At 42.0% G+C, this 24802-nt stretch carries 22 protein-coding genes, 1 other RNA gene and 1 riboswitch; of the genes, 4 read left to right on the top strand and 19 right to left on the bottom strand.

The genetic code is table 11. From position 1 onward, the window contains the following. Positions 1-116: 116 nt before the first annotated feature. A riboswitch (SAM riboswitch) is annotated at positions 117-227 on the bottom strand. A gap of 305 nt (positions 228-532) precedes the next feature. Beyond that, the gene (locus ACIFOD_RS08970; RefSeq protein ID WP_430314342.1) at positions 533-1873 is read left to right on the top strand and encodes a DUF2254 domain-containing protein; all 1341 of its coding nucleotides are present in this window, start codon (positions 533-535) and stop codon (positions 1871-1873) included. A gap of 43 nt (positions 1874-1916) precedes the next feature. Here the strand turns inward: ACIFOD_RS08970 and ACIFOD_RS08965 are convergent, their stop codons facing one another. From ACIFOD_RS08965 to aspA, 3 genes are all read right to left on the bottom strand, one after another. Then, entirely contained in the window at positions 1917-2177 is a 261-nt protein-coding gene (locus ACIFOD_RS08965) for a hypothetical protein (protein ID WP_397552806.1), read from the bottom strand. After that, on the bottom strand, positions 2156-3112 hold the full coding sequence (locus tag ACIFOD_RS08960) for a helix-turn-helix domain-containing protein (protein WP_430314341.1): 957 nt from the start codon (positions 3110-3112) through the stop codon (positions 2156-2158). The genes ACIFOD_RS08965 and ACIFOD_RS08960 overlap by 22 nt, the downstream gene beginning before the upstream one ends. 482 nt (positions 3113-3594) lie before the next feature. Continuing rightward, positions 3595-5025 carry an aspartate ammonia-lyase gene (aspA, locus tag ACIFOD_RS08955; protein WP_430314340.1) on the bottom strand — a complete coding sequence of 477 codons (1431 nt, stop codon included), beginning with the start codon at positions 5023-5025 and terminating at the stop codon, positions 3595-3597. Between the two features lie 413 nt (positions 5026-5438). Between aspA and ACIFOD_RS08950 the strand changes: the two genes are divergently transcribed. Beyond that, on the top strand, positions 5439-5807 hold the full coding sequence (locus ACIFOD_RS08950; protein ID WP_430314339.1) for a cytochrome-c oxidase: 369 nt from the start codon (positions 5439-5441) through the stop codon (positions 5805-5807). Positions 5808-5952: 145 nt separating this feature from the next. Further along, entirely contained in the window at positions 5953-6378 is a 426-nt protein-coding gene (locus ACIFOD_RS08945; protein ID WP_430314338.1) for a VOC family protein, read from the top strand. Positions 6379-6451: 73 nt separating this feature from the next. Here ACIFOD_RS08945 and qoxD read toward each other — a convergent pair whose 3' ends face one another. Genes qoxD through qoxA form a run of 4 tightly spaced genes read right to left on the bottom strand, consistent with a single transcriptional unit; the run spans position 6452 to position 10398 of the window. Further along, positions 6452-6751, bottom strand: a complete 300-nt coding sequence (qoxD, locus tag ACIFOD_RS08940; RefSeq protein ID WP_149156577.1) for a cytochrome aa3 quinol oxidase subunit IV — start codon at positions 6749-6751, stop codon at positions 6452-6454. After that, positions 6751-7362: a cytochrome aa3 quinol oxidase subunit III gene (gene qoxC / locus ACIFOD_RS08935; RefSeq protein ID WP_430314337.1), complete on the bottom strand. Its 612-nt coding sequence runs from the start codon at positions 7360-7362 to the stop codon at positions 6751-6753. The genes qoxD and qoxC overlap by 1 nt, the downstream gene beginning before the upstream one ends. A gap of 2 nt (positions 7363-7364) precedes the next feature. Continuing rightward, positions 7365-9329: a cytochrome aa3 quinol oxidase subunit I gene (gene qoxB, locus ACIFOD_RS08930; RefSeq protein ID WP_282138544.1), complete on the bottom strand. Its 1965-nt coding sequence runs from the start codon at positions 9327-9329 to the stop codon at positions 7365-7367. A 16-nt stretch (positions 9330-9345) separates the two neighbouring features. Continuing rightward, complete coding sequence (gene qoxA, locus ACIFOD_RS08925) at positions 9346-10398, bottom strand: cytochrome aa3 quinol oxidase subunit II (protein ID WP_430314336.1); 1053 nt, start codon at positions 10396-10398, stop codon at positions 9346-9348. Between the two features lie 447 nt (positions 10399-10845). Between qoxA and ACIFOD_RS08920 the strand changes: the two genes are divergently transcribed. Further along, positions 10846-11253: an LAGLIDADG family homing endonuclease gene (locus tag ACIFOD_RS08920; protein WP_430314335.1), complete on the top strand. Its 408-nt coding sequence runs from the start codon at positions 10846-10848 to the stop codon at positions 11251-11253. Positions 11254-11570: 317 nt separating this feature from the next. On the opposite strand, the gene ssrA is transcribed toward ACIFOD_RS08920, so the two are convergent. The 12 genes from ssrA to ACIFOD_RS08860 all read right to left on the bottom strand — a co-directional run bounded on the left by ssrA (position 11571) and on the right by ACIFOD_RS08860 (position 24789). Then, positions 11571-11911: a transfer-messenger RNA gene (gene ssrA, locus ACIFOD_RS08915) on the bottom strand. A 158-nt stretch (positions 11912-12069) separates the two neighbouring features. Next, entirely contained in the window at positions 12070-12540 is a 471-nt protein-coding gene (gene smpB / locus ACIFOD_RS08910) for an SsrA-binding protein SmpB (RefSeq protein ID WP_113969124.1), read from the bottom strand. A 117-nt stretch (positions 12541-12657) separates the two neighbouring features. Continuing rightward, positions 12658-15000 carry a ribonuclease R gene (rnr, locus tag ACIFOD_RS08905; RefSeq protein ID WP_430314334.1) on the bottom strand — a complete coding sequence of 781 codons (2343 nt, stop codon included), beginning with the start codon at positions 14998-15000 and terminating at the stop codon, positions 12658-12660. A gap of 27 nt (positions 15001-15027) precedes the next feature. After that, entirely contained in the window at positions 15028-15774 is a 747-nt protein-coding gene (locus ACIFOD_RS08900) for an alpha/beta hydrolase (protein ID WP_430314333.1), read from the bottom strand. Positions 15775-16525: 751 nt separating this feature from the next. After that, positions 16526-16753: a preprotein translocase subunit SecG gene (secG, locus tag ACIFOD_RS08895; protein ID WP_148995353.1), complete on the bottom strand. Its 228-nt coding sequence runs from the start codon at positions 16751-16753 to the stop codon at positions 16526-16528. A 533-nt stretch (positions 16754-17286) separates the two neighbouring features. Continuing rightward, entirely contained in the window at positions 17287-18579 is a 1293-nt protein-coding gene (gene eno, locus ACIFOD_RS08890; protein WP_113969128.1) for a phosphopyruvate hydratase, read from the bottom strand. Between the two features lie 13 nt (positions 18580-18592). After that, positions 18593-20128: a 2,3-bisphosphoglycerate-independent phosphoglycerate mutase gene (gpmI, locus tag ACIFOD_RS08885; protein WP_430314332.1), complete on the bottom strand. Its 1536-nt coding sequence runs from the start codon at positions 20126-20128 to the stop codon at positions 18593-18595. Continuing rightward, on the bottom strand, positions 20121-20885 hold the full coding sequence (gene tpiA, locus ACIFOD_RS08880; RefSeq protein ID WP_430314331.1) for a triose-phosphate isomerase: 765 nt from the start codon (positions 20883-20885) through the stop codon (positions 20121-20123). Before tpiA ends, gpmI begins: the two co-directional genes overlap by 8 nt. A gap of 59 nt (positions 20886-20944) precedes the next feature. Further along, on the bottom strand, positions 20945-22129 hold the full coding sequence (locus tag ACIFOD_RS08875) for a phosphoglycerate kinase (RefSeq protein ID WP_430314330.1): 1185 nt from the start codon (positions 22127-22129) through the stop codon (positions 20945-20947). Positions 22130-22311: 182 nt separating this feature from the next. Beyond that, a complete protein-coding gene (gene gap, locus ACIFOD_RS08870; protein ID WP_113969132.1) occupies positions 22312-23319 on the bottom strand; it encodes a type I glyceraldehyde-3-phosphate dehydrogenase in 1008 nt (335 codons plus the stop codon). Between the two features lie 56 nt (positions 23320-23375). Further along, on the bottom strand, positions 23376-24395 hold the full coding sequence (locus ACIFOD_RS08865) for a sugar-binding transcriptional regulator (protein ID WP_430314329.1): 1020 nt from the start codon (positions 24393-24395) through the stop codon (positions 23376-23378). A 148-nt stretch (positions 24396-24543) separates the two neighbouring features. Continuing rightward, entirely contained in the window at positions 24544-24789 is a 246-nt protein-coding gene (locus tag ACIFOD_RS08860; protein ID WP_430314328.1) for a glutaredoxin family protein, read from the bottom strand. Positions 24790-24802 lie beyond the last annotated feature (13 nt).

The following is a 24802-nucleotide window of genomic DNA, read 5'->3' as shown; positions in this document are numbered from 1 at the left end:
ACGTAAGAATGATTCATTTCAGTTGAAGATCCACTTGAGGGATATGAGCGGAAAAGAAAAAGGGATACAGAAAAGCCCTCTTCTTTTAAGAAGAGGGCTAAATGATCATGCTCCTCCCCTTATCTTCCAGATCCACATGGAATCTGTAGGAATTGGCACCTTTACAGTCTGATCCTGCAGGTTGCCGGGCTTCATCGGGCCTATCCCTCCGCCGCTCTTGATAAGAGATATAATGTTTCGTTTTGGTATTACTTTCTATTTGAGTATGAATTGGATTATAAAGGGGATTCATTCCTTCGTCAATACTATTTTTAGTATTTTTGAAAAATTCTTTCTAATGTTACAGACCGCATCATTCCCTATCGGTTTACTTAAATTCGCACCCTGTCTGGGAGTTTATCAATCTAATTTGCAAAGAGACGTTTTAACCTGTTCTGGCAGGGAAAACTATTCCATATCCCTTTATTTGAAAGGAACCGGATCAATTATGCTGAAAAAAATGCTCCCCTTATCCATCAAAAAATATATGCTTATGTCCAAACGGCAGAGAATGCGTGAGATTCGGCTGACCATATGGTATATGCCGTTCTTTTATATTTGTTTTTCCATACTGCTTGTAGCACTCACCCTCTATTTAGATCTGTATGCTGACATCTCTCAATATACCTTTAACTTCTTAAGTATGGATGCATCTGTTACGCGCATGCTTGTCAGTACACTCATCGGGGCCATCCTGACGCTCAGTGCTTTCACCTTGAATTCACTGCTTGTTGTGCTCACGATGTTCAGTGGTCAATTTTCACCCAGGATGCTCCTGGATTTCATTTCGGACAAACAAACACAGCACGCCCTCGGAATTTTCAATGGCAGCTTTGTATATGTACTGCTCCTCTTTCTTTTTATCGGAAATTCAAAGGAAGAACTGTTTGTGGCTGCCCCGATCATGACGATCGGACTCGCTTTTCTTACTTCTGTAACCTTTATCTTCTTCATTAACCATGCGTCTACTTGGATGCAGGTACACAATATTACGTACAATATGAAGCAGGTTTCTGAAGTAATGATCAATCAAACGCTGAAACATGACTTAGAAGCCCATCGAACCAGCAATACCGGCGATATGATGGAGCATCATAAGGAGAATATCATTCATGTGAAGTCAAGAGAGTCGGGATATATACAGCTGATCGATTTTCATGGAATGATTGAATCGGCAAAAGATGATCAGCTTGTCATCCAGCTCCACTATAAAGTCGGAGATTATGTTTTGGCCGGGAATGAATTGGTGAGCATATGGGGACCGAAAACCGAGGATATTTCTATTGATCACTATCTCAACTTTATCGAAATGGGCCATAAGGAGACGGAAATTCAAGACCTGCAGATGGGGATTCATAAGCTTGCTGAAGTTGCGATCAAATCGCTTGGGAATGATGATCCCAAAACAGCCTCCAATACGATTGATCAATTGGCCGATCTGATGATAACAGTTGAAGAACACCTTTCCTTCACCCCGTATTTAATCGACCAGGAAGGAAGCATTCGAATCATTCTCCAGACAGAAGCATTTGATTATTATCTCTATCGAGGATTTGGCTATATCAGGCATTATGCCAAAGACAATCATCTCATCATCACTGATATCGTCCGGGTACTCGCTCTTATTGCAGAGTCCATTGACCCATCTAAGCACAAAGCCCTTTGGGAATTTGCCTGTAATACCATTGATCATATCGAGAAAGAAGTGATTTACGAATTGGACAAAACCTTTCTTTTGCAGGAGGTTCACAAACTGGCACGGCTTACCCAGGAGCTTGACGAATATAAAAAAATCGAAAGGAAATTCTATCCTTCGGCAAATGAAAATGTATAAAAAAGCTTCATTCCTTTCAGTAGGAATGAAGCTTTTTTATACACTAAATCCACGTTTCAACTATGTTCGAATCTTCACCCTGGGCTTTTGGAACCAACGAGAACCGGTCTGGAACTTCCATTCTAACCGCTTCTAATGTAGGTCTCATCAAAATATAATGAGTCGGTTGATTCACGTCGAATAGTCTTGCTACAAACATCCCTTGATAATCTTCAGGACTCTCATATATACAGATGATCGGCATTTTATAATCGCTGAAGGGGATTTCATCAAACGATGAGATTAAACGATCTGGGTTTTCCATGGACTCGCTCCTCCTAAAATAGTATTGCCATAACCCCATGTAGGGGGCTCATGCTTCAGCAAGCCGTAAGCTGTTTGAAATGCTACCCTTGCCTTCCTATCGTCCATCATGTCACGGTGCACATTCCCTAGGTTCATATAAAGAATGGCTTTTCTTCGATGATCATGCAGGTTATCACAATGCTGGATCAGCTCATCATATTTCCCTTCCAAATCTTCCAGTCTCTCACTTCCGTGTTTCCCTTCTGCCACCAGCTGAATCGTAGCGGCATCAATGCATCTGGTGAAATTAAACGTTTCTTTAAAGTGATGAAGGGAACGTTCACTATAATGAAAGGATTGATCAAGTTGATCCATTTGCTGATAGGCAAGAGCCAAATGATAATAATACTCGAAATTGGTGTAAACCTCTCCGTTGATTTTCTGTAAAAACTCGATTGCCTTTTTCGCATTTCCCTTTAGTAGCTCAAACATCCCTTTCACATGATAATACAAATGATAGTCATAATCCCTCATATGAAAGGAAAGGCGCTTATTTGAAAATTGATTTAATAGAAATTCTGACTCTTGCATGTTCCCTTTCAACATATGATATCTTGCCCTGAGAAGCTTATACGTTCCATTCAGGGTTTCAATTTTCACCAGGGGATTTTGTTCAATCGTTTCTTTCAATAATTCTACTTTCCCATTAATCTGCTTAATCATCACATCATGCCACAGATCCAACTCTGTTTGTAATTTATGAAAAGCCTTCAGCTCATCTTCAATATTGATCCCCAGTCTTCGATTAAAGAGAGCGAGCTTGTCTTTCGTCAAATGTAAATGCCCGCTTTCGATTTTACTGATGTGACCGGGGGTGCAAATCCCATCCCCAACTTGTTTCTGGGTCATCCCCATAAAGATGCGATAGTATTTAATAAATGCCCCACTATTCATTATTTACCCTCCCGGATGACGTAGTTAATAGCCTTCAGATCAAGCACAAGTGATCAAGCACAAGTCATAGATTTTTTATATCGATATAGGTTCTACTAACATTATACTAATTAATAATCACAAAAAAATTGGGGTTTTCACTAGTTGCAGGCTGCTCTTCCTCACAACTTTATACCTATTATGAATTGTGATTTACCACAAATCGTTTAGCATTAAATGGCTAATATATTGATTATTTTAAGTATAGGTACAATCAATAAACGAAAATAGTTCTAGTTCTATTAACCCATACTTTTTTCCCGATTCCTTATGCACATACATGCTATCTTGAAAAAACGTTTCTGATTATCATTCAATCACATGAAAAAAACCGCACCAATTTCTCCGGCACGGTCTTTATCTATTTCTATTAATTTATTCAGATGGTCGAATGGGCGGGTCCAGTTGGACATCCTCATTTGAGACACTTCTGTTTTTATAAATTATGAGCGATCAAAAAGCGCACTACCCGCAATCCCGGGATTAGTCATCTCATAAGGATTCAGGATCAGATCCAGCTCTTCCTCAGTCAGAACATCATATTCCAGACAAAGCTCCCTCACAGATTTCCCTTTTAGAATAGCTTCCCTGGCAATCCGGGACACAACTTCATATCCTAAGTGTGGATTGACTGCAGTGATGATTCCTACGCTATTTTCCACATATTCCTTCATACGTGTTTCATTCGCTTCGATTCCAACAAGACAGTTGTCTGTAAAGCTTCTGAACGCATTGTTCATGATGCTGATGGATTGAAGGAGATTGAAAACGAGTACTGGTTCCATCACATTCAGTTCAAGCTGGCCGGCTTCTGATGCCAGGGAGATGGTCTGATCATTTCCCATGACCTGAAAAGCTACTTGATTGATCAGCTCAGGCATGACGGGATTCACTTTACCAGGCATGATGGAAGAACCAGGTTGTCTGGATGGCAATGAAATTTCACCCAGCCCTGCACGAGGTCCTGACGCCATCAGACGCAGGTCATTGGCAATCTTCGACATATTGATCATACACACCTTCAAGGCACCAGAAACTTCTGTATAAGCGTCGGTATTTTGCGTGGCATCGACGAGGTGTTCAGCTCCTGTTAAGGGCAATCCGCTTATATCTGCCAGATGCTTTACGACATTTTCAATATAAACAGGATCTGCATTCAATCCAGTCCCTACTGCAGTCGCCCCCATATTTACTTCATAGAGGTGATCCCGTGTTCGTCCGATCCGTTTAATATCACGCTCCACCACCCTGCTATACGCCTCAAACTCCTGACCAAGTCGAATCGGTACAGCATCCTGCAGGTGGGTACGTCCCATTTTAATGACGTGATCAAACTCCTGCGCTTTCTTTTTAAAGGCGTTCAGCATATGTTCCATGGTGATAAGAAGTTTCTCTAATAATTTCAGCGTGGAAATATGGATGACCGTCGGAAATACGTCATTCGTTGACTGTGACATATTAACATGACTGTTCGGGCTTACCTTTCCATATTCCCCTTTACGATGGGCCATGAGCTCCAGTGCTCGATTGGCAATGACTTCATTAGCGTTCATGTTGATGGAAGTCCCTGCTCCTCCCTGGATGGGATCGACGATGAAGAATTCATGAAGCTTCCCTTCCAATATTTCATCAGAAGCTTGCACGATGGCTTGACCTATCCCGTCATAAAGACGTGTGGTCTGCATATTGGCAAGAGCCGCGGCTTTCTTAACCGTCGCTAAAGCATCGATCATCTCTTTATGGATTTTGTACCCCGTAACAGGAAAGTTTTCCACTGCCCGTAAGGTTTGAATTCCATAGTACACATCTTCAGGTACTTCTTTTTCTCCAAGAAAATCTTTTTCTATTCTAAATCCACTAGTGACATTTATCATTTTTTTCTCCTCATTTTCGAATTACAGTTACTCTAATTGATGATTCTATCAATTCATTGGAAAGTAGGCAATATTTTTAATTGCACCTCCAAATTTTACATTGTTTATCAAGAAATATAAAGCCCACAAGGTATCCGCCGGCTTTTCTATCAACATATTTATTTCTGTTTGACCTGCTCCCTCAACCCTACAGCCTATTAACAAGTTTCATAACGAGCTCATTACTTTTATGAAAGACTTCCACAAAATTCTGTAAAGACAGATGAATAGCCATTTCTTTCTTTAGTATAACACCTATTAATCACAATCTGCCTATTCATTAATATTAAATTAGATATATGGACGGCAAAAACCTAAGTTCTACATAGGTATAATTACTCATATATTACCAAAGAAAAGGAGGGGATTATTAGATGGGTATTAAACTGATCAGGATTTCTGTCGTCTACTTCATGATTGGTGTGTGTATCGGACTGTATATGTCCATGGTCCATGACTACAGTTTGACTCCGGTCCATGTTCACGTTAACTTATTAGGCTGGACTGCCCTTACGTTAGCAGGTCTTATTTATCACTTATTCCCGGCAGTATCTTCTACTAAACTGGCTAAGGCTCATTTCTGGCTTCATAATGTCGGCTTGCCCCTTATGATGATTGGATTATTTTTCTTAGTGCTTGGAAATGAAGGTGTCGTCCCGGTTATTGCTGCCGGTGGTGTAGTGACTACGGTCGGTGTCCTTTTGTTTGGAATCAATGTCTTGAAGGAATTGAAAGCAGACTGAAGGTAGTGAGCGCCACCTCCGACGTTGAGGTTGGCGCTCTTTTATTTGGATATATTTTTTGATTATTCATATTTTTCCGACCAATAAGAACAAGATGATGCTACAATAAAAAATGTAGTCATTATAATCAATAGGAGTGATAGACATGTCAGTCAATGTTTACCTGAATTTTAATGGGAATTGTCGAGAAGCTGTTGAGTATTATGCAGAGGTATTCGGTACTGAGTCGCCACAGATCATGACATTTGCAGAAGCACCTCCCCACCCGGATTATCCCCTTCCTGAAGAAGCTAAGAACCTGGTGTTACATACAAGACTGACAATCGACGGCAGTAACGTCATGTTTTCCGACGTGTTTCCTGATATGCCTTTTGTAGAAGGAAACAATATCACCCTGGCCCTAGTAAGCAAGGATACTGAAGAGTTGACGGCCCGTTTCCACAAATTGAAAGAAGGCGGTAAGGTGGATATGGAGCTGCAGGAAACATTCTGGAGTAAGTTGTATGGTCAGGTTACCGATAAATTTGGTATTCAGTGGCAGTTTAACTATGAGGATGAAAAAGCCTATTAGAAAAAAACGTTAAAAAGAGGTCGTTGAATAGGTTCAACGACCTCTTTTTATATAACAAATTGATTTCTATCCATTAATGCATATTGCTCAATACCCAAATCGATCCAAGTACGATCACAAGTGCGATAAATGCAGCTGACATCATTTTTCCTACCTGCCATCTGCCTTCTCCTTCTGTTACGTGCATGAACATAAACAGCTGGATTGCAGCCTGGATAAAGGCAAGAACAAATACAAGAGCAACCATCACATTGTACGCGAGTCCTGCGTAAAGTCCGAACCAGACGGCCAAAAATGTTAATGCAATGGATAAGACAAAACCAATGATCTGTGTCCAGGGAATACGACTATGATTCGCTGTATTGTGTTCCATTATCCCACCATCCCTAGTAAGTACACGCTTGTAAACACGAAGATCCATACAAAGTCCAAGAAGTGCCAATACAAGCTGGATACGAATAGTTTTTTAGCGGTATCTGGATTTAATCCTTGTCTTTTCACCTGGAACATCACAAGTATTATCCATAAAATACCTAATGTTACGTGGAGACCATGCGTACCGGTCAATAGATAGAAAGAAGACCAGTATGCATTGGTGCCCATGGCGGCTCCCTCATGGATCAGATGAAGGAATTCCGTGATTTCCATGTAAAGGAACCCTGCGCCAAAGAGCAATGTGATGATCAGCCAGACCATCATCCCTTTGACATTTCTTCTTCTCAATTCATTTATTGATAACCCTGACGTGAAACTACTGATTAATAATAGTAACGTCATGATGATTGTATTCTTCAGATCAAACACTTCAGATGGAAGCGGACCTCCAACCGTGCCGCTTTCAAGGGCAAAGAATGTCGCGAAAATAGTGGCAAATAGAGCTACTTCCGCACCCAGGAAAACCCAGAATCCAAAAATATTCAGTTTGCCGATCTCCGATTGATATTCAAGTGGCGCATTTGGATCTACATTTGTACTATGTGCCATATTCACGCCTCCCTCTTATACGGATTTTCTGCTTTTTCTATTTCTTCCACACTTACATAGTAACCAGCATCCTGTTTGTGTGAAAATAGGGAACGGTATGCCATGCATCCGAAGATACCAATAAGGGCAAGAATCGCCATCCACCACAGTTCAAACACCAAGCCAAATCCACCAACGAAGAATAACCCGGACATGATGAATGGTGTCCCTGCATTGCTCGGCATATGAATCGGTTTATACTCAACCTTTTCCGGCTTACCGGATTCTTTTCTTTCTTGTTTCATATAGTAGAATGCATCCGCACTCTTCACTTCAGGAACATGTGCGAAGTTATAATGAGGTGGAATCGCCGAACTAGTTGCCCATTCAAGCGTACGTCCATCCCAAGCATCCCCTGATAGTTCCCGTTTTGCAAAACGGTAGCTGTAGTAAACGTTATAGACGATAATCATGAATCCTACTCCCATTCCGAAAGCCCCGACAGAAGAGATAACGTTCAATGCCATCCAGCCATCTTCCGGTCCGTATGTGTACACACGTCTTGGCATACCGGAAAATCCTAAGACGAATTGCGGTAAGAAACATACATTGAAACCGATAGAGAAGAACCAGAAAGCCCATTTCCCTATGCGTTCATTCATCTTATGTCCAAACATTTTTGGATACCAGTACACGAGTCCTGCGAAGCAGGCAAATACCACACCGGCAATCAGCGTGTAGTGGAAGTGAGCAACCAGGAAGTAGTTATTGTGATATTGGAAGTCGGCAGCAGCCATCCCCAACATGACCCCTGTCACTCCACCAATCAGGAAGGTCGGAATGAATGCAACGGACCACATCATGGCGACGGTAAATTCAATCCGTCCCTTATAAAGGGTACCCAACCAGTTAAATATCTTGATCCCGGTCGGTATGGCAATCGCCATCGTCGAAATCGAGAATACACTGTTAACCGCAGCGCTTCCGCCCATTGTGAAGAAATGGTGAACCCACACAACGAAACTTAACCCTGAAATGGCTACTAGTGAGATGATCATCGATTTATAACCAAACAATGTTTTTCTTGCAAATGTTGCAATGATTTCTGAGAAAATACCGAAAGCAGGCAAAATAACGATATATACTTCCGGGTGTCCCCATAACCAGAATAAATTCGACCAAAGCATTGGATTCCCACCGGCTGTAAGCGTGAAGAAATGCGTACCGAATAATCGGTCAAATGTCATCAACGCTAATGTCACCGTTAAGATCGGGAATGCGAAAACGATGATGAATGCTGTGATCAATGTCGTCCACGTGAACATCGGCATACGAAGAAGCGTCATGCCTGGTGCACGCATCTTAATAATCGTGACAACAAAGTTGATTCCCGTTAATAACGTACCAATTCCGGAAATCTGCAGGCCAAGGAGGTAATAGTTAATTCCCGGTCCCGGACTTCCTTCAATCGCCAGTGGTGCGTAGTTCGTCCAACCTGCATCCGGTGATCCACCGAATACGAAAGACATATTGAAAAGGATCGCCCCAAACATGAATGACCAAAAACTTAAGTTATTCAGAAATGGGAATGCGACGTCCCTTGCACCGATTTGGAGAGGGACTACGACGTTCATCAGTCCAAGTAAGAATGGCATCGCCATGAATAAAATCATGATCGTACCATGAGTCGTAAAGATTTCATTATAGTGTTGTGATGATAAAAATTCATTATTAGGCACCGTTAATTGCGCCCTCATTAAAAGGGCATCGACTCCTCCGCGGAAGAGCATGATCAATGCAGCAATGATATACATGATACCGATTTTTTTATGATCAACACTCGTGATCCAGTCATTCCACAGCCATTTCCATTTTTTAAAGTACGTAAGGGTCGCGACGATCCCTATTACGGTGAAAACGATGGAAATGTTTGCTCCAAGAATCAACGGATCATTGAGGATTAAATTATCTTTAATAAAATCAAACATCTAGAGTCCTCCTTTCTTAGTGCTCATGTCCTTCGTTATTTTCTTGGTCTTTATGCTCTTCTTCGTCATGGTCTTCATGATCTTTCATTCCATCATGGTCTTCATGGTTATCATGATCTTCCATGTTTCCGTGATCACCGTGATTTCCATGACTTGTCTCAGCATCTTTATCCGCACCATGTGAAGATGCCTCCACACCATATTTCTCACGGATCGCCATGGCATATTCAGAATTCTTCCCATGGTCGACAAAGGCTAAATGAGTGGATGAAAAGGTCATTTTATCAACCGTATCAGGCAGCATGAGTTTTTCATATGTTTCTTCCGTCAATTTCGTCTCATTTTCCTGAGAATCTTTTACCCACTTTTCATACTTCTCTTCTTCTAACGCAACAAAATCAAACTTTTGGTGTGTCATCCCTTCACCAGTGAAGTTTGAGTTTCTTCCATCATAAGTACCCGGCTCATCAGCCTGTAAGTATAAATCATTCACCATTCCCGGCATCCCATAAATCTGTCCGCCAAGTTGCGGTACCCAGAAAGAAGCCATGGAATCTGCAGCTGTTACCTTGAATAAAATGGGATGATCTTCCGGTACATTGACATAGTTGACTGTCTCAATACCTTCCTCCGGATAACTGAAGATCCATTTCCAATCCGCAGCAGTGGCATGGATCACAATCGGATCTTTATGAGCTGTTGCTTTAGGAGCTTCCCTTAATTCATATAATGCCTTTGTATTTGGGATAGACAAGGCAATAACAATCAATACAGGAATAAGCGTCCAGATAATTTCTAATTTCGTACTCCCGTGCATCTCGGGCTTGTAATCACTATCCTTTTTACTGCTTCGATATTTTAGGAGAATAACAGTAAAGAAGGAAAGAACGACAACCATAATGCCAAGCATATAGTAGATTGACAGCATGATCAGATCTTTCTGCAAGGCCCCAACAGGTCCTTTAGGATCGAGAATGATCATTTCACTTCCCGAACTGAATATAATGATGAAAAATAATGAAACCAGACTGATCAACACAATCAAGTATGGCTTGAATTTATTAAACATAGGGAAATCACCTTCCTTTATGTCGGATTTATCACTGTAGACCTATACTATCAAATTCTATTAAAAGGTACCCTTGTTTCACTCAACTTTAAACAGATTTTCGAAATTTCGTCGAAGTTTATTCACAGAACGGTAACAATGTTGGAAAGAAATGCTCACAACTCAAAAAAATAACTCTCAAAATTATTTGAGAATAATTTTGAGAGCGGTATATAGGTTGATTATTATGAAAATTAAGAGCTTGTTTAATTTTAATCTTCAGGTATTTTAATTTTGACTTACTGCTATCCCTCAAAATTTTTTGGAAAACTTATTCACTTCGCAAAATTTCAATTTAAACCTAAAAACACAAAAAATCTCCATCTAATATTACTGATACAATCACTATTTGGGTAATGATTAATTAAGAGGGAAATAAGCAAAATAGAATGATAGGAGTTGGAAGGTTTGAAAGCTTGGGAAGCAGCCTATCTTGCTGGGATTATCGATGGGGAAGGTTCTATAACATTAACACGCATGCATGATAAAGAATATAGAAGACCTTGTATTAGTGTTGCCTCGACAGACCTGGAACTTCTGGAATACCTCAAAAACCTAACAAACGGTCACATTACTAAAAAGAAAAACTACCATCCAGATCGTCATCAGAATTCCTTTACACTAACCATTAAGACTAAAAATCAAGTTTTAGACATATTGAAATACGTTCTACCTTTTCTTAGAGTGGAAAAAAAGAGAAAACGTGCTGACTGGATCCTCAAACATTATAATAGGATAACAATTAGAAACGGGAAATACAATCCAGAATGTTTGAAGCAGAAATTAGCTTTTGAAGAAGAGTTTTTCAAGTTATAAAAATAAAAAACCACCAAATATGTATTTGGTGGAGACGGTGGGACGTGCACTTCCATGCTTTCGACATGGCACTGACTATATCTTGAACCTGTAGTAAAGGTCCTTTGGCGTATTATGCGAAATATAGATTTATCTTTTGAGAGATATAAATTCCGCATCCTAGTACTGCCGATCTTGGGCAGCCTATAAGTCGATACACGGCTGTTGGATTGCTCCACATACCGCTCGGCATTGCCTTATCACACTGTGTGTGACTTAGGTTTCACCGATAAAGCCAAATTTTCACTTATGTGTTACCACATAAGGCGACTAATAACTAATCGAACCCACGTCCAGAAACATCGCCACTTAAGCGTCTACGAGCGTAGTCGATATATTCGCAAGTTCACTGCAGCTTCTGCCTATCAACGGGCGTCCGTGCAGCTAGTCTGATTGGTCTCTTCCTTTGTCCTCAGACGGTGGACTCCGGCGTAGCCTACTAAGAGTGAGTCCCTTACCCTACCACATAGGCGATGGAGGGAGGAACAGCTAAAGCGCTATTATGCAGCTAAAGCTAGGTTATTGTTAGTTTTGCCAGTTATTATTGGCTTTGACGTTTTATCGTGGACGATCCCCACGGCTCGCAACCTAAGCTCGAACTATCCCTGTCGAATCCGTAACGTCCCCATGATAGAAAGGGAAGAACGGGAAAGAATAAGTTCAGCGTGTAAGTCACTTATTCAATTGTCCTTACAGCCACAAGATTACCTCGCGACATCTATTAGTATAACAAATCCTGAGATAATTGCAAATGCCACATTCCGGAAATCTGTACAATTACATACCTTTTTGACGCTGTGCCAGTTCTCTCTGGATCGAACGGTTCGCTTCTTTTCGTTTTAAATCTTCCCGTTTATCAAACTTTTTCTTACCACGGGCTAGACCGATCAGAAGTTTAGCCACACCATTTTTGATGTATAGCTTTAATGGAACGATACTGTATCCTGCTTCCTTCGAATCACCGATCAATTTATTGATTTGCTTTTTGTGAAGCAGCAGCTTACGTGTTCTGAGAGGTTCGTGATTAAATCGATTTCCCTGTTCATATGGACTGATGTGCATATTATGAACGAAAATTTCTCCATTTTGAACACGGGCAAAAGAATCCTTCAAGTTCACACGGCCGCCCCGAATCGCTTTAATTTCGGTTCCTTGCAGCACAAGACCTGCCTCATATGTTTCTTCTACGGCATAGTCATGACGTGCTTTTTTATTTTGGGCAATAAGCTTGCCTTCTCCCTTTGGCATTGGAATCCCCCTAGTCATCGCTGGTTTACTCATTATTATCTCATATTCTCGAGAAAAATTGAATTGTTACACTTGGAAAAGAAAAGGAGCAAAGGTTATCCCATTGCTCCTGAACCTTTATTTCTTCTTTTTGCGTTTGCTTCGAGGCGCATTTTCAAAGTGTTTCTTATTCGACTTTTTCTTCTTGTTGTTTTTCGGTGGACGTGTTGACCATTCTCCGTCCTTTTTCCGGTCTGAAGATCGATTCGATTTTCCACGATCCAATTTTCCTTTATCAGAGCGGATCGAGCGGACACGGTCTTCACGTTCCTTGCGATTATTCTTCATTCCTACGATTTCAAAGTCGATGGCACGCTCATCTTTATTGACGCTCACGACACGAACGGTGATCTCGTCTCCGATTCGGAATACGTTTGCTGTTCTTTCACCAATCATGGCAAGATGACGTTCATCGAATCGGTAGTAGTCATCCGTCATATAGCTCACATGGACAAGACCTTCAATGGTGTTAGGCAGTTCGACAAACATTCCGAAATTCGTAACGGAACTGATGATACCGTCGTACTCTTCTCCCACTTTGTCTTCCATATACTCTGCTTTTTTTAGCTCATCGGTCTCCCGTTCTGCATCCACTGCACGGCGTTCGCGGCTTGACGTGTGCTCAGCGATATGACCCATTTGGGCGCCCCATTTTTCCCGTGTTGCTTGATCAACCTTGCCTTCAATCAGGTAAGTCCTGATCAAACGGTGAACAATCAAGTCAGGGTAACGACGGATCGGTGAGGTGAAATGAGTATAGAACTCTGTTGCGAGTCCAAAGTGACCTAAGCTTTCAGGATCGTATTTCGCTTGTTGCATGGAACGCAGCATCATCGTCGATACAACCATTTCTTCCGGCTGCCCTTGTACGTCCTCGACAATCTCCTGAAGAGCACGTGGATGAATCGAATTGGCTGTTCCTTTTACAATCAAGCCGAAATTCGTAATAAATTCGAAGAAGCGCTGCAGTTTATCTTCTTTGGGGTCTTCATGGATACGATAGATGAACGGTACTTCCATCCAGTGGAAGTGCTCAGCAACCGTCTCATTCGCCACTAACATGAACTCTTCGATCAGCTTTTCGGCTACTGAACGTTCACGCAGGACCACATCCGTTGGTTCTCCCTCTTCATTTACAAGCACCTTCGCTTCTTTGAAATCAAAGTCGATGGCTCCGCGCTTCATCCGTTTTGTGCGGAGAACCTGTGCCAAGTCTTCCATTTCCTCGAACATCGGTACCAAAGGCTCGTATTTTTTACGAAGTTCTTCATCTTTATCCACAAGAATCTTATTTACATCTGAATACGTCATTCGTTCCGTTGTCTTAATGACACTTTGGAAGATTTCGTGTTTCACGACATCGCCATCAGGTGAAATTTCCATATCACAGGATAGAGTCAAACGATCGACCTTGGGATTAAGAGAACAAATACCATTCGATAGTCGGTGCGGTATCATTGGGATGACCCGGTCTACCAAGTATACGGATGTCCCTCTATCAAACGCTTCCTGGTCAATCGGAGAGCTTTCTTTAACATAGTACGTTACGTCTGCAATATGTACCCCAAGTTTGTAGTTTCCATTGTCCAGCTTCGTTACGGTTACAGCATCGTCCAAATCCTTTGCGTCAGCACCATCAATCGTGACGATTGTCTGATCGCGCAGGTCTTTTCGGTTTGGAATTTCTGATTCGTCGATTTCACTTGGCACATTATTCGCCTGATCCATGACTTCTTCAGGGAATTCGACGTCAATCCCGTGCTTATGGATGATTGAGAGAATATCGACACCGGGATCATTTTTATGACCCAGGATTTCAATGACCTCACCCTCTGCACTCTTGCGACCTTCAGGGTAGGAAGTTAATTTCACGACGACCTTATGTCCTTCCGCTGCACCCATTTGAGCGGATTTCGGGATAAAGATATCACTCGCAAACTTCTTGTCATCCGGGATAACGAATCCGAAATGCTTACTTTCTGTGAACGTCCCAACCATTTGGTCGACACCGCGCTCTACGATTCTCACAACAGTTCCTTCTCTTCTGGAACCTGAAGAAGAAGTAGACACTCTTACTAATACTATATCGCCGTGCATGGCGTTATTCGTTTCATTAGGAGGGATGAAGATATCGTCCATTCCTGATTCTTCCGGTATCACAAACGCAAAACCTTTTGCATGAGCGGATACTTTCCCTCTTACCAGATTCATTTTCTCAGGTAAGCCGTAGCGATTACTTCTCGTACGTACGACCAGCCCTTTCTCTTCCATTACGACAAGAGCCTTTACGAATTCCTTGAAGTTCGTGGATCCTTCAATTCCGAATGCTTCTTCAAGCTCCTGTACCGTTAATGGCTTGTATGCTTCTTCCTTCATGTAGGAAAGGAGCCTATCCACATGCTCTTTAATATTTTCGTCCATGACAATCCCTCCTGATCATCGAATTCATCAAACCGTCCAATCTAATTTCTCTAAGAAACCGTAGACGTCTTCATGAAGCTGTTCTTTTTCTTTATCTAATGTAATCACATGACCGGACTCTTCGTACCACTTCATGTCTTTGTCATCGGATTCAACGTTATCATAGATGATATTAGCAGAATCCGTATTGATCATATGGTCATGCCTTGCCTGTACAACAAACGTCGGTGAATAAATCATATCCACATTTTCACGCACGTCTGCAATCAATTCCTGCAGGGCCTTCAATGTATTCATCGGCGTTTTCTTAAACTCTTCTATTTCTTTTTCAATTTGGTCTTCTTGTTTTCCTTCAAATTTCTTAAATTCACGGGCGTAATCCACGACCCCTTTATACATGACTTCTTCACTTTTTATATACATCGGTGCACACATAGGGACAATACCCTTTACAGGTACAGTGTAACCTAATTTAAGAGAAAATACCCCTCCTAGAGAAAGGCCGGCAACCGCAATCTCTTCATATCCCTTACTCTTTAAAAGCTCATATCCGTCCATGACATCCTGCCACCAATCTTCAGGACCTGTATGAACCAATTCTTCCGGCGGTACACCGTGTCCTTTATAGTGAGGGGCATGGGATGAATAGCCTTTCTTTTCTAAGAAACGACCGAGCATCCGGACATCGGCTGAGTTTCCTGTGAATCCGTGAAGCAATAAGACGGCACGGGGACCTGCTTCAAATGTGAATGGTTTTGGTAATACGGTTTTCATAGCTAGTGACTCCTTTTATCTCATTTTAAACAAACGTTTGATTAGCTGGGAGAAACCTTGATTTTAAAGGCTCCTTTCTGTTAAACAGTTGTTTAAATGATTTTGTTATGCAATCAGATTTTAGTTGTTTTTTTGTTAAACAAACGTTTGATTAGTAGCTCAGAAGCTTGATATCACAGGCTTCTTTCAGTTAAACGATCGTTTAGTCCACTCTTCTCCTCTATTTTTAGCAAACATTGGTCAGACAATCCAATATTTCGCTTGAAAAAACAATTTAGTTTTTGTTTCAAAGCTCTTTTGTAAGATTCCCGTCGAAAGAGTGAGTGCTGGTTGATTTCCGCTCCAGGTGCTCGCTTTCCGCGGGGCGTGAGTTGAGCCTCCTCGGGCTTTGCCCTGTGGGGTCTCAACTTTCCCGCTATTCCCGCAGGAGTCGAGCACCTTCCTCTCCAATCAACTTTCTAAGCATGAAATTATAAACTAATAAATATGTCATTCGAATTTTTAGAAAAGCTTTTTTTCATAGTATGTATAAATAGTTTTCAAATTTTATTAGATACACTAATTCTTTCGAGTGTTTGTTGTCTCTTCTTTGCTAAATTCGATACTTTCAGCTCTTTCACGCACACCCCTCACCATCAAGCAAGCCCTTATTGACAGAGCCTAAGCAGATCATAAGTAAAAAAATAATCTTTAAGAATTAATCCTGTTTAAATAAAAAAACCTGACTTTAATGATCAGGTTTTTGTACGTATTAGATAGCTACGATGGCAATGGTTAGTACGAAGAATAGTACCGATAATACGATTGTGATTCTGTGCAGTACTAAGTCAATACCACGAGCTTTTTGTTTTCCGAAAAGTTGTTCTGCACCACCAGAGATGGCCCCTGAAAGTCCAGCACTTTTACCTGACTGAAGTAATACAATGGCGATAAGTGCGATTGATACAATAATAAGTAAAGTGACTAATAAAGTGTGCATGAGTCCCACCTCCTGATACGAACATAACATTACTACTAGTTTACCATAGGGATTATGTAGTGGACAAGGTAATATTGTTTGAATTGTGGAAAGAGTTGGTTAGGGATGCGATTGTACGTCGGTGTAGAGTGGCCTTAGATGAGATGTGCGTTTCGATTTTGGGATAATATGTTAATCGGCCGGATTTTGGGTTATTTCGGCTGGATTATTTTCGAAAACGGCTGGATTTTCATCTGAAACGGCCGGATTTTTCTCAAAAACGGCTGGATTTCTACCCAAAACGGCCGGATTTTCATCCGAGATCCCCCTAATAAGCCACTTGGAACAGTCTTCTCCTCAAAGAATCATATGAAATGGAGTACATCTCCATTGAAACGTTCTTCTTTAGCTTGTCAAACCCCTATTTTAGCTAAAAACTCTTTCATTATAACGTGCCTTGGCAAACCAGGGTGATGATATAGAAAAAATAATGCCATCAAAAATCACAAAAACAGCCCCATCCAAAGACGGGGCTGCTTTTCAAATTGCTTGTATTAGCGATTTACGTTATAGAATGTTTTCGCTCCAAGATATTGAGCTGTGTGAGCCAATTGATCTTCGATTCGAAGTAGTTGGTTGTATTTCGCTACGCGGTCTGTACGTGATGGTGCACCTGTTTTGATTTGACCAGCGTTTGTTGCTACTGCGATGTCAGCGATTGTGCTGTCTTCTGTTTCACCAGAACGGTGAGAGATGACGGCTGTGTAACCAGCGCGCTTCGCCATTTCGATTGCATCGAATGTTTCAGTCAGTGTACCGATTTGGTTCACTTTGATCAGGATCGAGTTACCGATACCTTGCTCGATACCTTGAGAAAGCTTGGTCGTGTTTGTAACGAATAAGTCATCCCCTACTAATTGAACCTTTTTACCGATACGGTCAGTCAGTAGTTTGAAACCATCCCAGTCGTTTTCGTCAAGACCGTCTTCGATGGAGATGATTGGGTATTTGTTGCACATTTCTTCGTACCAATCAACCATTTCTGCTGAAGTACGAACAACGCCTTCTCCAGAAAGATGATATTTACCGTCTTCTTTGTTGTAGATTTCAGAAGCTGCTACGTCCATTGCAAGAAGAACTTCTTCTCCTGGCTTGTATCCAGCTTTTTCGATTGCTTCGATGATTGTTGAAAGTGCTTCTTCATTGGACTTAAGGTTTGGAGCGAATCCACCTTCATCACCAACTGCAGTGTTGTAGCCTTTAGATTTAAGAACTGACTTCAGGCTGTGGAAGATTTCTGTTCCCATGCGCAGACCTTCTTTAAATGTAGAAGCTCCTACAGGCATTACCATGAATTCCTGGATGTCTACGTTGTTGTCAGCGTGCTCTCCACCATTAACGATGTTCATCATCGGTACTGGAAGCTGCTTCGCGTTGAATCCACCAAGGTATTGGTATAATTCCACTCCGAAGAAGTCAGCAGCTGCACGGGCAACAGCCATGGAAACACCAAGGATTGCGTTGGCACCTAACTTACCTTTGTTTTCTGTACCGTCAAGAGCGATCATTGCCTGGTCGATTGCTACTTGTTCAGTGATGTCATAACCGATCAGTTCTTCAGCGATTTCGTTGTTTACGTTATCGACTGCTTTTTGTACCCCTTTACCAAGGTAGCGGTCTTTTTCTCCGTCACGAAGTTCAACGGCTTCGTATTCACCTGTTGAAGCTCCAGATGGAACTAGTGCGCGTCCGAAAGCACCTGATTGTGTATATACTTCTACTTCGATTGTTGGGTTACCGCGTGAATCCAATACTTCACGAGCGTATACGTCTGTAATAAATGGCATTTAGAATCTCTCCTTATTTTTTAATTAGTGTTTTTCCAGTCATTTCAGCTGGTTGATTAACATTTAATAAATCTAGCATGGTTGGAGCAAGATCTCCTAGCTTTCCACCTTCACGAAGCTCGATTCCTTCTTTCGTTACGATGACAGGGACCGGGTTCGTCGTGTGGGCCGTCATAGGCTTGCCTTCTTCGGTCAGAACTTCATCTGCATTTCCGTGGTCTGCTGTGATGATGGCTGTTCCGCCTTTTTCAGTGATGAGGTCAATGATTTTCCCAAGACACTCATCCACTGTTTCCACCGCTTTGATCGTCGGCTCAAGCATTCCTGAGTGACCGACCATATCCGGATTTGCGAAGTTCAAGATAATCGCATCCTGACGGTCTTCACGGATTTCCTCAAGTAAAGCATCCGTCACTTCATACGCACTCATTTCAGGCTTCAGGTCATACGTTGCCACTTTAGGGGAATCGATCAGAATCCGTTTTTCCCCCGGGAATTCATCTTCACGGCCACCGCTCATAAAGAACGTGACATGAGGATATTTCTCCGTCTCGGCGATACGCAATTGCTTCAGTCCGTTTTGGGAAAGGACTTCACCAAGTGTATTATCAAGATTTGTCGGTTTGAATGCTACAAATCCATCAACTGTTTCACTGAATCGTGTTAAGCAGACAAAGTGAAGGTTCTTCGGATGCTTCTCTCCGCGCTCAAATGAACGGAAGTCTGCATTCGCAAATGTATTCGAAATCTGGATCGCTCGGTCAGGACGGAAGTTGTAAAAGATTACAGCATCATCGTCTTTAATCGTTGCGACCGGCTCTCCGTTTTCTTTCGTCATCACAGATGGAATGACGAATTCATCGTAGATTCCATTTTCGTATGAATCGTTCACAAGTTCCATCGGATCATGATAGCTTGGGCCTTCACCGTAAACCATGGCACGGTAGGATTTCTCCACACGTTCCCAGCGCTTGTCACGGTCCATGGAATAGTAACGACCAGAAATCGTCGCAAATTGGCCAACGCCGATTTCTTTCATTTTCGCTTCAGCATCCTGGAGGTACCCTTTCGCTGTCTGTGGTCCAACGTCACGTCCATCAAGGAAAGCATGAACATATACATTCTTGATGCCTTCTTGAGCTGCTAAACCAAGAAGAGCATAAAGATGTTCAATGTGACTGTGAACCCCACCATCCGAAAGTAGTCCAAAGATATGAAGATTCGTTCCTTTTTCTTTCGCGTGATTGATCGCATCGATGAAAGTGGCATTCGTTTCGAATTCCCCTTCACGAATCGCTAAATTCACGCGGGTTAAGCTTTGGTACACGATACGTCCGGCACCAATATTCAAGTGACCCACTTCGGAGTTCCCCATTTGTCCTTCAGGAAGTCCTACGGATTCGCCACTTGCAATTAATTGATTGTGAGGGTACTGATTCCACAAACGATCAAAGTTCGGTTTGTTCGCTTGGGCTACAGCGTTTCCTTCTTTTGTGTTACGGCAAGCAAAACCATCTAAGATGATTAACGCTACTGGTGACTTACTCATGTGTGCTTGCCCCTTCTAAAAGCTGCAAGAAGCTTTGTGGTTCAAGGCTTGCTCCACCTACAAGAGCACCATCGATATCCGATTGAGCCATGTATTCTTTAATGTTATTAGGTTTTACACTACCGCCGTACTGAATTCTCACTGCGTCTGCCGCTTCTTGAGAAAATTCTCCTGCAACCACTTGACGGATATGTGCACATACTTCGTTCGCATCTTCAGCTGTAGACGATTTACCTGTTCCGATTGCCCAGATTGGCTCATAAGCAATGACAGTGTGTTTCACTTGATCTGCTGATAGACCGGCAAGTGCTCTTTTCACTTGGTTACCAACAAGTTCTTTTGTTTCATTGTTTTCGCGTTGATCGAGCGTCTCCCCTACACAAACGATTGGAGTTAAGCCGTGTTTGAAAGCAGCCAGAGTCTTTTTGTTCACTGACTCGTCTGTTTCATTGAACATTTCACGACGCTCTGAGTGTCCAAGGATGACATACTTTACGCCTAAATCAGAAAGCGCTACAGGACTCACTTCCCCTGTGAATGCTCCGTTTTCTTCAAAGTGCATATTTTGAGCACCAATTTCTACCTTGTATTCTTTTGAAATGTTCACTAAGCTTTCTAAAAATAGGGCTGGAGAACAAATGACAGAATCGACAACCTCTTGATCAGGAACTAATCCTTGTACTTCTTCAGTAAAAGATTTTGCTTCTGATAACGTTTTGTTCATTTTCCAGTTACCTGCAATGATCGGTTTACGCATTGTATTCATCCTTTCTGTTTTATAATCGGTTCCCAAAATTGTTGGTCTTTGAAAAGCGATTATTTATCGTTAAGAGCCACTACTCCAGGAAGTTCTTTACCTTCCATGAACTCAAGTGAAGCTCCACCACCTGTAGAAATATGACTCATCTTGTCAGCATATCCGAATTTCTCAACGGCTGCTGCAGAGTCACCGCCACCGATAACAGAATATGTATCTGTTGCATCGGCTAACGCCTCCGCTACGGCTTTCGTTCCATTTGCAAATGTTTCTAATTCGAATACACCCATCGGTCCGTTCCAGATGACAAGCTTAGAGCTTTTGATTGTATCCTGGAATAACGCTCTTGTTTTAGGTCCGATATCAAGTGCTTCCCAATCAGAAGGAATCGAATCGATATCCACTTCCTCCGTATTTGCATCATTTGAGAAGTCATCAGCAACGACTACATCAACAGGCATAAGGAATTTAACGCCTTTATCTTCTGCTTTTTTCATGAATTGCTTGGCTAAATCAATCTTGTCTTCTTCAAGAAGGGATTTTCCTACTTCATGGCCTTGGGCTTTTACGAATGTATAAGCAAGTCCTCCACCAATGATCAGGTTGTCCACTTTATCTAATAGGTTGTCAATGACACCGATTTTATCTTTTACTTTTGCTCCACCAACGATTGCTGTAAATGGGCGTTCAGGATTGGATAGAGCTTTCCCTAATACGTCCAGTTCTTTCTCCATCAGGAGGCCCGCTACAGCTGGAAGATGTTTGGCAATTCCTTCAGTAGAAGCATGAGCACGGTGTGCAGCACCGAATGCATCGTTTACATAGAGATCAGCAAGAGCTACAAATTCTTTTGCGAGTTCAGGATCATTCTTCGTTTCTCCCGGGTAGAAGCGAACGTTTTCCAGTACCAGAACGTCACCTTCAGCCATGTCGCTGATCTTCGATTGAACAGCTTCACCATACGCTTCATCCGCTTTTGCTACCTTTTTCCCAAGAAGTTCGGAAAGTCTTTCGGCTACCGGTGTTAAGCGCAGCCCTTCCACGACTTCACCTTTAGGACGACCTAAGTGACTAGCCAGAATGACTTTAGCCCCGCCATCCACTAAGTACTTAATAGTTGGAAGTGCAGCTTGAATACGAGTTTCATCTGTAATCTTGCCCTCAGACATCGGTACGTTGAAGTCCACACGGCAAAATACGCGTTTTCCTCTTACATCGACATCTTTAATCGACTTTTTGTTCATCGTAAAAGGCCTCCTTTAGTTTTCAATTTCTACATCTTTTTCAAAAAAATAGAAATAGCAATAAGAAAAGGGAGAGGGGAATCTTCCCCGCTCCCCTTCATCACATCTTCATTATAGATGGTGGGACAAAATTTATCCATCAATCACCATGCTAATGATGTCAATTCACAAAATTTTATCGATTAAAGTCCTTTAGAAGCGATAAACCCTGCAAGGTCAACTACACGGTTAGAGTATCCGCTCTCGTTATCATACCAAGAGATTACTTTGACCATGTTGTCTTCTAGAACCATTGTAGATAATGCATCGATTGTAGAAGAAGCCGGGCTACCGTTGTAATCAGTAGATACTAAAGGCTCTTCGCTGTACGCAAGGATTCCTTTAAGATCGCCTTCAGCCGCTTCTTTAAGAGCCGCATTCACATCTTCAGCTGTTACGTTTTTATCAAGTTCAGCAACTAAGTCTACTAGTGAAACGTTTGGAGTTGGAACACGAACCGCTCCACCATTCAGTTTCCCTTTAAGCTCAGGAAGAACAAGAGATACAGCTTTCGCAGCACCTGTAGTTGTTGGAATCATGTTCTCAGCAGCTGCACGTGCACGACGGTAATCTTTATGTGGTAAGTCTAAGATTTGTTGGTCGTTTGTGTAAGAGTGGATGGTTGTCATCATTCCACGCTTGATTCCGAATTTATCGTTAAGAACTTTAGCGAATGGCGCTAAGCAGTTTGTTGTACATGAAGCGTTAGAGATAACATCGTGGCTAGCCGCGTCATACTTGTCTTCGTTAACACCCATAACCACTGTGATGTCTTCATCAGATGCAGGAGCAGAAATGATGACTTTCTTCGCACCAGCTTCGATATGTTTCGCTGCGTCAGCACGCTTAGTGAAACGTCCAGTAGATTCAACAACGATATCTACACCAAGATCTCCCCAACCAAGTTGAGCAGGATCGCGCTCAGCTAATACTTTTACTTTTTTACCGCCAACTACAAGGTAGTCGCCGTCAACAGTTACTTTCTCTTGAAGAGTTCCGTGAACTGTATCATATTGTAAAAGGTGAGCAAGCATGTTTGCATCAGTTAAGTCATTAACTGCTACTACCTCTACGTCGTTATTTTTAAGTGCTGCACGGAATACATTACGTCCGATACGTCCAAATCCGTTAATACCAATTTTTGTTGCCATGAATAATTTCCTCCTTTAGATAGTTAAGGATGATTTTTTTTATATTTCAAAAGGGCTTACCCTTTTAAAAGCTCTCTCGCTGCTCCTTCATCCGTGATGAGCACGGTTTCCTTAGGAGCACTCTTCATATACGCCCGAATCGCTTTCGCCTTCGAGCTGCCGCCTGCGACGCTAATGACGTTTTCGATGTGACTTAAATCTTCTAATTGCAGGCCGATCGTTGGCACCTTATGTACCACTTCACCCGCTTCGTTAAAATAATAACCAAATGCCTCCCCGACAGCATGACCATCTGTGATTTTCTCAAAGTCCTCATCAGTGGTCTTTCGTCTTTCAGCCATTGTGATAGCATCTCCAATCCCATGGAGAACCATGTTAGCCGATTTGATCAAATTTAAAACTTCTTTGATCATCGGTTCCTTCAAGAAGGACTTGTATACTTCTTTACTAACCTGATCCGGCACATATAAAACACGATGTCGCGTTCTCGTATGCTCAGCCATCTTGGCACATATGGTGTTAGCCTGGTTTTTAACGTCTTCTCCAATTCCACCCCGAGCAGGAACAAACAAGGTTTCGTCAGAGAAATCCGGTGTAAGCATCTCTGCTACAGCGGCCATCGTCGAACCTCCAGTCACAGCGATGATAGTATTTCCTTTCAGGCGACGTTTCATACTAGAAGCTGATGCACGCCCTAATTCTTCTTTTACCCAAGGAGACTCATCACTATTCCCAGGAACGATTACAATTTCATGAAGATTAAGTAAAGATTTTAATTCCCGCTCCATTACGTTGATTCCCGAAACTTCTCTCATCATGGTTTCAAGGCTTTCTAAAAGCTGAATACCATCCTCCGTCATAATCATTCCAGAGGTTTTGATATCAATGAGATCTTGATTGTTCAGGAATTCCACTTCGCTTCTCAGTACACGTTCGGTCAGGCCCATGTTCTGAGCAAGACTTCTGCGTCCGACAGGCTGCATGAACCGGATGGAACGAAGAATCTGATGCCTTTTTTGCATAACTTCAAGCAGGTCAGGTAATAATCGCTTTTGTATGTCAATTAAAGATTCCATAGTTAAAAGCTCCTTCAAATGAAGTGAGTGGATATGGTGGACTTATAAAGTCCCACATAGACATATTATGTCCCACTACCTCCAAAAAAATTCATCCCTGCTTTCAAAGTTCATTTTATCAGGGTATGAATCGTAATTCAACTAGAAACTATCGGGTTTTTTCATGTAAACGCTTGCTGAGCGTAAAATAATCAATTTGCCCATATTGAAGGATTTCCCCGTCCAGTTCCAAGACAGGGATCATGAGTCCGAAACGTTCGGTCAGTTCATCAGTTTCCTCGATGTCGATTTCGATTATCTCGAATCCCAGTTCATCCTGAATGAGCTTTAAGGTGATTTTTGCGTCTTCACATAGTCCGCATTGGTTTCGCGTGTAGAATAGGACTTGTTTCATCTTGGTTCCTCAC

Source organism: Rossellomorea sp. NRS-1567 (assembly GCF_050467885.1).
Classification (GTDB): Bacteria; Bacillota; Bacilli; order Bacillales; family Bacillaceae_B; genus Rossellomorea; species Rossellomorea aquimaris_C.
Note: the sequence above shows the minus strand (reverse complement) of the source record. Positions and strands in the feature narration are given on the sequence as shown.